Origin of the sequence: Phyllobacterium trifolii (genome assembly GCF_014192095.1) — a bacterium.
GTDB classification, from domain to species: domain Bacteria; phylum Pseudomonadota; class Alphaproteobacteria; order Rhizobiales; family Rhizobiaceae; genus Phyllobacterium; species Phyllobacterium trifolii.
Genome location: NZ_JACHXN010000013.1, coordinates 115,617 through 128,526 on the forward strand (window position 1 = coordinate 115,617; position 12,910 = coordinate 128,526).

A 12,910-nucleotide genomic window follows, 5' to 3' on the forward strand; every position below is an offset into this window, starting at 1 on the left:
GCCTCCTCAGATAATCAATCCGGCAATGGTCTCATTATCGGTGATGTCCTGATAGGCCCAACCTGCTTCATCGAAACGTTTGAACAGCATGTCGAAATTGAGCTTGTTCTTGGTCTCGATGCCGATGAGGACGGAACCGAAATTACGCGCGGACTTCTTGAGGTATTCGAAACGGGCAACGTCATCCTCAGGTCCCAAAAGGTCAAGAAACGACCGCAAAGCGCCGGGCCGCTGGGGAAAACGGAAGATAAAATACTTCTTCAATCCCTCGTATCGCAGTGACCGCTCCTTCAGCTCCGGCAGGCGTTCAAAATCGAAATTGCTGCCGGATATTACCAGAACGATCCGCTTGTTCCTGATATCGCTCTTCTTGAAATCCTTGAGCGCATCGATGGCGAGAGCGCCGGCCGGCTCTACGACGATGCCCTCTATGTTGAGCATCTCAAGGATAGTCGAGCTCAGGCGGTTTTCTGGAATCAAAGTCACAGAGTCTGCTGTGAAGCCTTTGAGTAACTTGAAGTTTTCACGGCCAATCTCCGCAACTGCGGCGCCGTCAACGAAATTGTCCACGGTGTCGAGTTTGATACGTTTGCCTGCTTCGAGACTGCGTTTCAGGCTTGGCGCACCGGCTGGTTCAACGAAGCGGAAGCGGGTCTCCCAGCCGAGATCGGCAAGATAGCGTGTAACGCCACCGGAAAGCCCTCCACCTCCCACAGGCAGGATCATCAGGTCGGGCTTGCGTTTGTCCGGCAACTGCGTGGCGATTTCATGCGCCACGGTTGCTTGCCCGGTGATGATATCCATGTGGTCGAAAGGCGGAACCATAATTGCCCCGCTCTCGGCAGCATAGTCCTGCGCAGCGGCGTAACATTGATCGAAAATATCTCCGAACAGACGAATTTCGATGAACTCGCCGCCAAAACTGCGCGTCTTGTCGATCTTTTGTTGCGGCGTCGTCACCGGCATGAATACGACACCCTTTTTGCCAAAATGCCGGCAGATGAAGGCAAAACCCTGCGCGTGGTTTCCAGCCGAGGCACAAACAAAGGACGAATCCTCCAACTTGTGCTCGCTCAAATAATGAGAGATGAAATTGAACGCGCCCCTGATCTTGTAGGACCGCACAGGTGAAAGATCTTCGCGCTTAAGCCAGATCTGCGCACCGTATTTGTGGGAGAGATAGTGGTTGAGTTGGAGCGGTGTTTCGGGAAACAGCACGCGCATTTTTTCCGTCGCACGATCCACGGCCTTGATGAATGCAGTCATAGGAACAGGTCAACCTTCGTAAATGTCCGGACATCGATAATCCCGACATCAGATATACGCAATTCCGGAATGACCACCAGCGCCAGCAGCGAATGCTGCATGTAGGCGTTGTTGAGAGTACAGCCCATCGCGCGCATGGCGTTGACGAGTTTATCAGCTTTTGCTGCGACGATTTCGGCACGCTGGTCAGACATCAGGCCTGCGATCGGCATTTCCACCATGGCAAGTTCTCGGCCCTTGGAAAACAGCACCACACCACCGCCAACTTCACCAAGCCTATTGGCAGCTTTGGCCATATCCTCTTTGTTGGTGCCGACGACAATCATATGGTGGCTATCGTGGGCGACAGTTGAGGCCATGGCGCAGTCAAGCGTATAGCCAAAGCCGGAGACAAAGCCGTTAACCACCTTCCCCGTTCCGCGATGCCTCTCGACAAGGGCGATTTGGCAGACATCATTGCGCCGATCCATCTGGACGATGCCGTCGGAGACTGACAACTCCGCCTCCAATGCTTTCGTCGGCGCCTGATTTTCAATGACGCCGATCACACGCGCGGTAATCTGCTTTGTTGGTTTCGGAGACTTGATATCGAAATCCTTGGCCTTCAAATTTTTCCCGAGCTTGATCGTATTCTTTGCGAATGCCGGATAGTTGTAGGCCGGAATCTCAGCGATGAGCTTACCTTTCTCCGCCACAAGCACGCCCCGCGCGTAAACACGGTCGATCGTCAGATTTGGCAAGTCTGATACAATAAGGAAATCTGCAAGTCGTCCCGGTGTGATTGAGCCGATCTCCCGCTCCAGCCGAAAGTGCTGCGCTGTATTGAGTGTCGCCATCTGGATCGCCGTCACAGGCTTTAGCCCCTGGGCTATGGCGTGACGCACAACACGGTCCATATGACCTTCGTTTACAAGCGTGCCGGAGTGACTGTCATCGGTGCACAGGATGAAATTGCGGGGATCAAGGCCCTGTTCCGTAACCGCTTTAATCTGGCGGGCAACATCATACCAAGCGGATCCAAGACGGAGCATAGCCCGCATACCCTGGCGCACACGGGCAATGGCGTCCTCCATACGGGTACCCTCGTGATCATCTTCAGGACCACCCGCAACATATCCATGGAAGGCTCGCCCAAGCTCAGGCGATGCGAAATGCCCTCCAACAGTCTTTCCGGCGTTTACGGTGGCGTCAATGCCACCCCGCATAGTTGCATCGTTGTTGGCGACGCCAGGAAAGTTCATCACCTCGCCGAGACCGATGATATTGGGCCATGTCATCGCTTCGGCAACATCGTCCGGGCTTATAGAAGCGCCTGCATTCTCCAATCCCGGCGCCGATGGAACGCAACTCGGCATCTGCACGTGCACATTGATCGGCATGGCAAGCGCTTCGTCGTGCATCAGGCGGACGCCATCGAGCCCCAACACATTGGCGATCTCGTGCGGATCGATGAACATCGAAGTAGTGCCATGAGGAATGACGGCCCGCGTAAACTCAGTCACCGTGACCATACCGCTTTCGACATGCATATGCGCGTCGCACAGACCAGGCACCAGATAACGTCCACCCGCGTCAACGACCTTCGTTTTCGGCCCGATGCAGTGCTCCGCTCCTTGCCCGACAAAGGCAAAGCGCCCGGCCACGATGGCAAGATCAATACCAGCGATGATTTCTCCGGAATAGACGCTTACCAAACGACCGTTGCGGACAACCAGATCCGCATCTTTGCGGCCCATCGCAACATCCACGAGCAACGGCGCTGATTCCGTCCATGTCGCTGGTTTGCCTGCCTGTTTGCTCATCGTCATCACTCCGATCGCCTGATCTCTTCGAATATGCATATACCAAAAAACAACGTGACTGCCCTGTTCACAGTGGAATTCTCAAAAAATTCGGAGAAATCCATGAATTGCTTGACAGAACCACGATCGTTGCGTCCGATAGGTCTCATGCGCCGCGTCGAAAACGGAGTTGCCAATGACCGGGGAGAAATGTTGGCTGACTGCGGCAATTCACAAGCGTTGTTCTGGGAGGAAATTTAATGCTCAAACTCTTTACTTCACTGGCCGCCACAGCTGCCATTGCCCTCATCTCGGGTAGCGCATTTGCGCAGGGTTATCCTGAACGCAGTATCACCATGGTCGTGCCGTTCGCGGCGGGCGGCCCAACTGATACCGTTACCAGACTTGTCGCCGAAAGCATGTCAAAGGACCTCGGTCAGCAGATCATCGTGGAAAATGTCGGCGGAGCAGGTGGCACGCTAGGGGCTTCCCAGGTGGCGAAGGCAGACCCGGATGGATACACGCTGTTGCTGCATCACATCGGCATGGCAACCAGCGCTACGCTATATCGCAAGCTGCCCTATGACACGCTCAACGCCTTCGAATATGTGGGGCTGGTCACAGATGTTCCAATGACCATTGTGGCAAAGAAGGATTTCGAGCCGACTGATCTCAAAGGCCTTGTTGAATACGTCAAGGCAAATGCCGACAAGATCACCCTTGCGAATGCCGGTATTGGCGCTGCCTCCCATCTTTGCGGGATGTTGTTCATGAGTGAGATCAAGACGCCACTGACAACTGTACCTTACAAAGGCACTGGTCCTGCCATGACAGATCTCCTGGGTGGTCAGGTGGATTTGATGTGCGACCAGACCACCAATACAACCAAACAGATCAAAGGCGGTACGATCAAAGCCTATGGAGTGACATCGGCCAAGAGACTCGATGCCCTTCCCGATGTTCCAACCGTCGCGGAAGCTGGCCTGCCGGGCATGCAGGTAGGTATTTGGCACGGCATTTACGCGCCAAAGGGAACCCCTGCAGAGGTAACCCAGAAACTCTCGGGATCCCTGCAAAAAGCGTTGAAAGACCCCGACATCATCGCTCGATTTGCTGAACTGGGCACGGTGCCCTCGACTGATGCGGAAGCAACGCCTGCAGGGCTGAAGTCAAAGCTTGAAAGCGAAGTGACCCGCTGGAAGCCGGTCATTGAGGCGGCCGGCCAATACGCTGATTAGCAGACCATGGGCCCGAAGTGGGAGAGCGCTTCCGGCCCTTTTTTATAGCGTCAAACGGCCGTGGGGAACATATGAGAAATCTTAGTTTTAGTTCGCGCGATTTGATCTGCGGCGCACTGTTTATATTCATAGGCCTTTTCTTTGCGATACAGGCATATGGCCTTGAACTTGGCACAGCACTCCGCATGGGACCAGGTTATTTTCCGTTTGTATTGGCCGGAATCCTTATCCTTCTTGGCATAATCGTCATCATTCAGGGTACTCAGTTACAGCATGAACCAATGGGGCCAATTGCATGGCGCGGTATGCTATTCATTTTGCCGGCACCGATCCTGTTTGGCCTCACCGTCCGTGGACTAGGCTTCGTGCCATCACTTTTTCTGACGGGATTGGTTGCAGCTTTTGCAAGTACGAAGATGCGTCCCGGAACCGCGCTCCTGCTGGTTGGCGGCCTGACATTGTTTTCTGTAATCGTGTTCAGTTATGCGCTCGGCCTGCCCTTCCGGCGTTTTGGCCCCTGGCTTGGGCAGTGAGGCCGCGAAATGGATCTTCTTAACAATCTCGTTCTCGGATTTGCGACTGCAGCTTCGCCCTACAACCTTTTGTTCTGCTTCATCGGGGTCATCCTCGGTACGCTTATCGGCGTGCTTCCCGGTATCGGTGCGACTGCAACGATCGCCATGCTTTTGCCTATCACCTTTCAGCTCGAACCAGTCTCGTCACTCATCATGCTGGCGGGCATCTACTACGGCGCACAGTATGGCGGCTCAACTACCGCCATCCTGATCAACATGCCTGGCGAATCCTCGTCGGCAGTCACTGCCATCGATGGATACCAGATGGCGCGAAAGGGCCGCGCAGGGGCTGCACTTTCAATTGCGGCTATAGGTTCGTTCTTTGCCGGAACAGTATCCACCATCCTGGTAGCTGTGTTTGCTCCGCCATTGACAGCCGTCGCTTTGAGATTCGGGTCGCCGGAATATTTCTCGCTGATGATCGTCGGCCTCGTTTCGTCCGTCGCTCTCGCCCATGGTTCCGTCGTCAAAGCACTCGGCATGGTGGTTCTTGGCCTGCTACTCGGGCTCGTCGGGACAGATATTTATACCGGTACGCCACGATTCAATCTCGGAATTCTCGAATTGTCTGATGGGTTGAATTTCGTTGCGCTTGCAGTCGGCGTATTCGGCATCGCCGAAATTCTGCGTAACCTTGAAAACGAGCATGACCGCGATGTGATGATCAAAAAGGTCACCAACCTCTGGCCCACGCGACAGGACTGGAAAGAAATGACCGCACCGATCTTGCGCGGAACGGTAATTGGCTCCGCCCTCGGCATCTTGCCCGGTGGCGGAGCAATTCTTGCGTCCTTCGCATCCTATACGGTCGAGAAACGGATCTCGAATACGCCGGGCGAATTTGGCAAGGGTGCTGTCGCCGGGGTGGCGGGCCCTGAATCTGCCAACAATGCCGGCGCGCAGACATCGTTCATCCCGATGCTGACGCTTGGCATTCCGGCCAATCCGGTCATGGCCTTGATGATCGGCGCCATGATCATTCAAGGTATCGTTCCTGGTCCCAACGTTGCCACCGAACAACCTGCCTTGTTCTGGGGGATCATTGCCTCCATGTGGATCGGAAATCTCATGTTGATTCTGCTTAACCTGCCGCTGATCGGGCTTTGGGTTAAGCTGTTGACCATCCCCTACTACATGTTGTTTCCCGCCATCATCGCCTTCTGTTCAATCGGCGTTTACAGCGTCAATTCCAATGTGTTCGATCTATATGCTGTCGCCTTCTTCGGTCTCATCGGTTACGGGCTGGCAAAACTCCGCTGCGAACCGGCGCCGCTGCTGCTCGGCTTTGTGCTTGGACCGCTTCTGGAGGAGCATCTTCGCCGGGCCATGATCATGTCGCGCGGCGATCCCATGACCTTCCTCAATCGCCCTATCAGTCTTGGGCTCTTGTTACTCGCAGCAGCCGTTCTCGTGGTCGTGCTGCTGCCAAGCATCCGCAAGAAACGCGATGAGGTTTTTGTCGAAGACTAGAGCCTCACTTTGCTGGAACGATGAAATAGCTCACCCGCGCTGACTGATCGGGATAATATTTATACGTGAGATCCACCTGCTTGACGTCTGCTGGCGGCGCGGCGATACCGGCGCCGTTCAGCAAACTTAACACAGCCGGATTCATCCCGTCGCCGAACCAGACAAAAAGTGCCGGGAAGCGGATGCGTGACACGGCATTCGGCATTTCCAGATGCACCGGAATGATTGAACTGTCGAAAAGACGCAGATTTCCCGGTAATTGGGGACCATTTGACACGACGGTCTGGTAAGTTCCCACGGCGCGCGTCACTGTGAAAAGCTTCGCGTAGTCCAGCTGGCCAATAGAAGGCGCCTTACCGTCACGCGCATACAGTATATTCACCGCCAATCCTGGAATTACGATAAGGCCGCAGATCGCACCGACAATCGCGAAGCGTTTCAACGGCAAGTCAGTTCGGATATAGCGCCCCAAAAGCGTTGCCAGATAGAGCGGGCTCAAGAACAGAACCGGCTGGAGCCAGCGATCTTTCACCTCGGCAGCACCGCTGATGAGGACACCGACAAAAACAGCCGCCAGCGCAAACAGCAAGGTTCGGCCTACGAATTTTTCGGCGTCATTCCAAGGACGAGGCGAGGATATCTGTTCTGCCCGGCTTCGCCACCAGGCGATTGCAAAGAAAACCAGCGCTATTCCCGAAAAGAGAACACCATTGAGAAAGAGCTTCCACTCGCCGTGAAGACGACTGATAACAAAATTGCCGCCCTCACCTATCTCGAATTTATGTGACCGCGCCAACAGGTTCTCTGTATGCGAAAGCGTCCACAAGCCTGTAGGCGCTATGGCTGCAATGAACACTAGCAGCACCAGAATGCTCTTCCGCATCAAAAGAACGGCTCGATATTCGGGAATGGAGAAGCCAGCCGAAATGAGCCCGATAAGGAAGAAACTCGCGTTGAATTTTCCGAGTAGACCCGAAGCGATGCCGAGCCCCAGCAGTGCAGCCGAATGCCAGGAGCGGGATTTCATATGCCAGGCGAAGGCGAGAAATGCCCAAGCGCAGCCGGTGGTGCCTCCTACTGAGTGAGTCAGCGTCCGTTGCGATTCCCACGCGATTTGAGGCAGCAGGAATATGCCGAGCATGCCAGCAGCAGCTACCGATTTAGACAGGCCGAGCAGACGTGCGCCGAAATAGACGCTGATAAATGAACTCGCAAGCATACCGAACTTGACGAGATAGATGGTAAACATGCTGATTCCGAAGAGATTTCCAGCGATGCTGTTTATCCACGTATAGAGTGGCGCCTGCGACCCGCCATATCCCCACTGCAGAGCACCGACATAGGCTAATTGCTCCGCGTCATCCACTCCCGCGCCATTCGAAATCGTCGTCAGAAAAAAGACCTGGAACGCAAAATAGAGAAGAACCAGCAAGAGTGCCGGATTTCGCGACGCTACTTTCATCAAATTTGCGAGCGGAAATTGAAATGGAACAGCGGACATAGCGATTTCTTTGCTTCGAAGACCTCGCGTTCTAGTCCAGGTCGCAGCCCAAATCTACCAGAGATTGAGACCTTAGGTGTAGGGTGCTGGTTTAACCAAATGGCGGCGTCAGCTTGAAATGGCGCTTTTCGACCGAGCTGATCACTCATATCGCAAATCACCGTTGACGGAATCGCCTTAACCGTTGAAAAGCATAAATGCGCGGACGTGGTGAAATCGGTAGACACAACAGACTTAAAATCTGTCGGCCATAGGTCATGCGGGTTCAAGTCCCGCCGTCCGCACCAGCGCTCAAGTGCCGCTGGTCTTGACTTTTGCTCCTTCGCCTTTCCTGAGCGAAATGGCTTGCGACGATCCGTTTGGAGAATTACGGTCGCTTTCCCGCTAGGAGATTTTTTATGACTGATGAAGTTGTGACCGCAGCCATGCTGGCGATCGGCGATGAGTTGCTGTCAGGTCGGACAAAGGACAAGAACATCGGTCACCTAGCTGATATTCTCACAGCCGTCGGTATCGATCTTGAAGAAGTCCGCATCGTTCCGGATGAAGAGGATCGCATTGTCGAAGCGCTGAATGCCCTGCGGGAACGTTATGAATACGTGTTCACGTCCGGCGGGATCGGACCAACGCACGACGACATAACGGCTGATGCAGTTGCAAAAGCGTTTGATGTCCCTTGTGAACACGACACGGCAGCGATGAAACTCATGGGCGATAATTATGCAGCACGCGGGATGGAATTCACCGAAAGCCGCCAGCGCATGGCGCGAATGCCGCGCGGCTCGGCGCACATCACCAATCCTGTTTCAACAGCACCTGGTTTCCATATTGGCAATGTTTACGTGATGGCAGGTGTCCCTTCGGTTTTTCAAGCCATGCTCGACAATGTTATCCCAACATTGAAAGTGGGTAAGAAGCTGTTGTCCCGTTCAGTGAACTGCCCATTTGGCGAGGGTGCGATCGCCGTTTCCCTCCGGAATATCCAGGCAATTCATCCAGATACGATCATCGGTTCTTATCCAAAATACGAAAACGGCAAATTCTCGACGGAACTGGTTATCAGGGCGCGCGACGAAGAAAAACTTCTTGCGGCTGAATCGGCTGTGAAAGAAATGGTTGCGAATATCGCTTCTCAATCTGCACAATGAACGGCTCTTCGATCAACGCAAGTTGTCCAAAATACAAAAGCAACTATTGCGCGGAAGGCGTATAATGTTGCCTGATGCGACGAATGCAAAAAACCTATGGAGGCCAACATGGCATTTCGGACGATCATCGCTTTCATTCGCAGCGAGCGTGAGGCAAAGAAGGTTATAGGCGCCGCAAGGTTGATCGCTTCGTCCAGCGAGCGCACGCATATTATCGGCCTCTATACGATCCCCTCGCCGATTGTTTATGCCGATCCCACGGGTTTTGCCGACACGACATTGTTCGAAGCCCATGAACAGCGCCACAAGGAAAACTCCGAAGCGATTTCAGCTCTTTTTGGGGCGGAGATGTCCACTGGAACCATCTCCCATGAGTTCCGCATTGTACGATCCGAAAGCAGCAGTCCGTCCGCCGGTGTTACGCAAAGCGCCCTTCGAGCCGACATCATAATTGCCGGTCAACCTGATCCTGATGATCCAGATAGCGTCAACGACGTCACCGACCCACTCGTCATGGAAAGCGGCCGACCCGTTTTGTTTGTCCCTTACAAAACGAAACTGCCGGAAAAGATCGATCGTGTCGTTGTTGCCTTCAATGGCAAGCGCGAAGCATCGCGCGCTGCATTCGATTCACTCCCACTACTGCTCAAGGCTGAAAGTGTCGATATCGTCTGGGTTGATCCAAAGAAATCCAACGATCCGAATGTCGATATCCCCGGCACACCGCTTTCCGACGCACTTCGTCGCCACGGCGTCAATGTCCATCCCCACACAATCAATTCGAACTCTGAATCTGCCGACAAGGTACTGCGACGCTGGATTGCAGAAAACAATGCGTCATTGTTCGTAATGGGGGCTTATAGCCAGTCTCGGTTAAAGGAATGGGTGTTCGGAGGTGTAACCAGCTCTATAATGGCCGATATGCCCTGCCTGACATTGATGTCGCGCTGAACAGGCCGCAATAATCACACTTTTCTTGTCAGAAAAGATCGCGGACAATGCAAGCGGCTTGCCAGCGGCTTGCATTTACCGCTATTGCGGGATGCATTCCTGGCGGATTTTCCGCTACATTGCATTTTTCTGATGGAGTGCGCCATGTCCCTTCCCGACAAAGCTTTTCCGGTCTCTTGGGACCAATTCCATAGGGATGCCCGCGCCTTGGCCTGGCGTGTTGCCGGCATGCAGCGTGAATGGCGCGCCATGGTCGCGATTACGCGCGGTGGATTGGTCCCGGCAGCCATCATCTGTCGCGAGCTTGGCATTCGTATGATCGAGACGGTATGCATTGCGTCCTACCACGACTACGACGAGCAAGGAGAACTCAAGGTCCTGAAGAATGTTGATCCACGGCTCTTAGAGAACGAAGGCGAAGGCATTCTGGTCGTTGATGACCTGACCGATACAGGCAAGACCGCTGCCATCGTGCGCGAAATGATGCCGAAAGCGCATTTTGCTACCGTTTATGCGAAACCCAAGGGGCGCCCGCTTATCGACACGTTCGTGACGGAAGTCTCACAGGATACCTGGATCTATTTCCCGTGGGACATGGGTCTGACCTACCAGGAACCGATCACCAAGGGCCATGGCGGATAACATTTTAAAGCCAGCCGCTCTTGCGGAACCGCCAGTATAGAGTCAAGCACACTAGCCCGATCGCTCCCAACACCCAGTAATACCCATGGGGAGAATCAAGCTCTGGCATGTGCTTGAAATTCATGCCGTATATGCCAGCGATAGCTGTCGGCACAGCCAGTGTCGCCGCCCATGAGGCCAAACGCTTGGAAATCACGGTTTCCTGACTTTGGCCAACGAGTAAGCTCGCTTCAAATGCAAAGGCTAAAACCTCACGCAAACCATCGATCTTCTCCTGAACGGTGCGGACGTGATCGGTGACATCTCTGAAATGAGGCTGCATCGCTGTCTGTATCTGCGGCAGATCCGTATTGCTTAATCGTCCACACACGTCGACAAGCGGTCCAATCGCGTTGCGCAGGCGCAAAAGATCCCGGCGCAGCATGTACAGTCGTTCGATATCGCTGCTGGTCATAGGTTTCGCGAGTACACGGTCCTCGATCGATTCCACTTCATCATGAATCGCTTCCAGCACCGGCATGTAATTGTCGACTATAAAATCCAGAATTGCGTAAAGGATGAAATCCTCGCCTTTTGCGAGCGCATAAGGGGATGTCTCCCAATGCTGCCGCACGGCCGCATACGACGTCGACGCTCCGTGGCGAACGCTCACGATATATCCTTTACCAAGGAAAACATGCGTTTCACCAAACTCGACACGGCCATTGATCAGTTGTGCCGTTCGCGCCACGATAAAAATTGCGTCACCATACTGCTCGAGCTTTGGACGCTGATGAGCGTGTTCCGCATCCTCAATAGCCAAGCTATGCAGGCCGAATTGCTTTTGAACCCGGTGCAGAAGTTCCCCGTTCGGCTCTAACAACCCGATCCAGACTACATGTCCTTCCTTTTGAGTCCACGTTCCTGCTTCATCGATCGAGATGTCTGCTATGCGTTGGCCGTTGGCGTAAACACATGACGCGACGACACTAACGTTTTCATCCTCTGGTGAATCTGTAGCACCGAAAGGTCGCGAAGCCTCTTCGAACGACGATCTGGAAGATGTCATTGCCCCTCCCATTTGTGGTTTCTCGCAGGTTATCCTTTGTAACTCAACCTTTCCAGTTATCCGTTGGTCGAGCTCTCGCGACATCCGCTGGAAATTTCGATCTATTTTTTTTGCACTGCTGTTCAAAAAAATGTCATAAGTCGCATATAAGCAGCAAACTGTAGCCAAAGAACGATTGCGGATTATTCGAATCGGTTCACACTTGCTGAAAACAAGCTGGAATGAGCGGAACATTGAACGTAACCTATCTAAACGAAATCGTATCTGACAAGCGGATCGAAATGCCGGATGGCAGGATCTGCCAGGTCGCTGCACTCGTTTATCGCCGCAAGAAAAATCGACCTGAGATCTTGTTGATTACGAGCCGAGGAACCGGCCGCTGGGTTCTACCCAAGGGTTGGCCACAGGTCGGCAAGACGTTTGCACAGTCCGCGCAAAGGGAGGCCTATGAAGAAGCAGGCGTGCGCGGCGACGTGGCGCCCTTTTCTATCGGTACATACACGTACGAAAAACACGATGTGTGTGATGGTGAATCCGGCGATTTCATCGTTGATGTTTTTCCTATGCATTTTTCGCACCAGGAAAAGAATTGGCCTGAGCGCGGCGAACGTCGGCTCGATTGGGTAGGCGTCGACGAGGCCGCCCAACGGGTAGAAGAACCCGGGCTGAAAAACCTTCTTGCAAGCTTTGATCTTGGGGCTTTAGCCGATCGCTGAGCGCCGCGACGCTTACAATGCGCTTGCATCTCATTCAAATTTTCAAATTTTCCCAGTGTGATGGCCTTTCCCCAGAAACTTTGCACGCCGCTAGCCGGCAAAAATTTCTTTAGGTTTCTCCCCGTTATCCACATATGTGACACACAAGATATTGCGGTCACAATTATGTAAAAAACTATGACTTGACGCTTGCACGCGAGTCATTTTTTATGGTGAACGGCGTTGCGTTAGTGGCGTGACCGGAGTGTTTGTAACCGGCCTTTTTCCAGTTTATCCAGTGTTTACCAGAGCTTGCACTCCAGCGCGCGTGCAAGGGATGGATCACGTCTGGACGGAAAGAACGTCTGCGCGCAAGTCGATTATTTTGTTGGGTAAATGGCCAATTAACACTATATTTAGTGTTTACAGGCAGAATATTTACCAGATAGTGTGACAGTCCTTAAGGGGAAAGAATCACACAACAGGCGTCAAAATTAGGGCCACCAAGCCCGGAAATGACGCGGGCAACCGCGTCTATCAAGGGCGAAAGTGTAGCGGCCGGTTTCAGGGGTTGGAATCGGTTAGGGCGGAATTG

General features: G+C 53.5%; 11 protein-coding genes and 1 tRNA gene. 8 read left to right on the forward strand and 4 right to left on the reverse strand.

All coding sequences use genetic code 11. The features are described 5' to 3' along the window. Positions 1–6: 6 nt before the first annotated feature. Positions 7–1,266, reverse strand: coding sequence for a threonine ammonia-lyase IlvA (gene ilvA / locus FHS21_RS19415; RefSeq protein WP_112530222.1), 1,260 nt, complete (start codon positions 1,264–1,266; stop codon positions 7–9). Beyond that, positions 1,263–3,068 carry an adenine deaminase gene (ade, locus tag FHS21_RS19420; RefSeq protein ID WP_162701931.1) on the reverse strand — a complete coding sequence of 602 codons (1,806 nt, stop codon included), beginning with the start codon at positions 3,066–3,068 and terminating at the stop codon, positions 1,263–1,265. Before ade ends, ilvA begins: the two co-directional genes overlap by 4 nt. 239 nt (positions 3,069–3,307) lie before the next feature. Here ade and FHS21_RS19425 point away from each other — a divergent pair, with 239 nt between their 5' ends. The 3 genes from FHS21_RS19425 to FHS21_RS19435 all read left to right on the forward strand — a co-directional run bounded on the left by FHS21_RS19425 (position 3,308) and on the right by FHS21_RS19435 (position 6,330). After that, a complete protein-coding gene (locus FHS21_RS19425) occupies positions 3,308–4,285 on the forward strand; it encodes a tripartite tricarboxylate transporter substrate binding protein BugD (RefSeq protein WP_112530218.1) in 978 nt (325 codons plus the stop codon). Positions 4,286–4,356: 71 nt separating this feature from the next. Next, the gene (locus tag FHS21_RS19430; RefSeq protein WP_112530216.1) at positions 4,357–4,818 is read left to right on the forward strand and encodes a tripartite tricarboxylate transporter TctB family protein; all 462 of its coding nucleotides are present in this window, start codon (positions 4,357–4,359) and stop codon (positions 4,816–4,818) included. 9 nt (positions 4,819–4,827) lie between these two features. Next, positions 4,828–6,330, forward strand: coding sequence for a tripartite tricarboxylate transporter permease (locus tag FHS21_RS19435; RefSeq protein WP_112530214.1), 1,503 nt, complete (start codon positions 4,828–4,830; stop codon positions 6,328–6,330). Between the two features lie 4 nt (positions 6,331–6,334). Here the strand turns inward: FHS21_RS19435 and FHS21_RS19440 are convergent, their stop codons facing one another. Continuing rightward, a complete protein-coding gene (locus tag FHS21_RS19440; RefSeq protein WP_246411105.1) occupies positions 6,335–7,831 on the reverse strand; it encodes an ArnT family glycosyltransferase in 1,497 nt (498 codons plus the stop codon). 201 nt (positions 7,832–8,032) lie between these two features. On the opposite strand from FHS21_RS19440, the gene FHS21_RS19445 reads away from it, so the two are divergent. The 4 genes from FHS21_RS19445 to gpt all read left to right on the forward strand — a co-directional run bounded on the left by FHS21_RS19445 (position 8,033) and on the right by gpt (position 10,572). Continuing rightward, positions 8,033–8,118 (forward strand) — tRNA-Leu (locus FHS21_RS19445). Positions 8,119–8,229: 111 nt separating this feature from the next. Then, complete coding sequence (locus FHS21_RS19450) at positions 8,230–8,979, forward strand: competence/damage-inducible protein A (RefSeq protein ID WP_112530212.1); 750 nt, start codon at positions 8,230–8,232, stop codon at positions 8,977–8,979. Between the two features lie 108 nt (positions 8,980–9,087). Further along, positions 9,088–9,930 carry a universal stress protein gene (locus FHS21_RS19455; RefSeq protein ID WP_158482198.1) on the forward strand — a complete coding sequence of 281 codons (843 nt, stop codon included), beginning with the start codon at positions 9,088–9,090 and terminating at the stop codon, positions 9,928–9,930. Between the two features lie 144 nt (positions 9,931–10,074). Beyond that, positions 10,075–10,572 carry a xanthine phosphoribosyltransferase gene (gpt, locus tag FHS21_RS19460; RefSeq protein WP_112530208.1) on the forward strand — a complete coding sequence of 166 codons (498 nt, stop codon included), beginning with the start codon at positions 10,075–10,077 and terminating at the stop codon, positions 10,570–10,572. 4 nt (positions 10,573–10,576) lie between these two features. Here the strand turns inward: gpt and FHS21_RS19465 are convergent, their stop codons facing one another. Beyond that, on the reverse strand, positions 10,577–11,620 hold the full coding sequence (locus FHS21_RS19465; RefSeq protein ID WP_183663712.1) for a magnesium and cobalt transport protein CorA: 1,044 nt from the start codon (positions 11,618–11,620) through the stop codon (positions 10,577–10,579). A gap of 221 nt (positions 11,621–11,841) precedes the next feature. Between FHS21_RS19465 and FHS21_RS19470 the strand changes: the two genes are divergently transcribed. Further along, on the forward strand, positions 11,842–12,336 hold the full coding sequence (locus FHS21_RS19470; RefSeq protein WP_112530204.1) for an NUDIX hydrolase: 495 nt from the start codon (positions 11,842–11,844) through the stop codon (positions 12,334–12,336). The last annotated feature ends 574 nt before the right edge of the window (positions 12,337–12,910 follow it).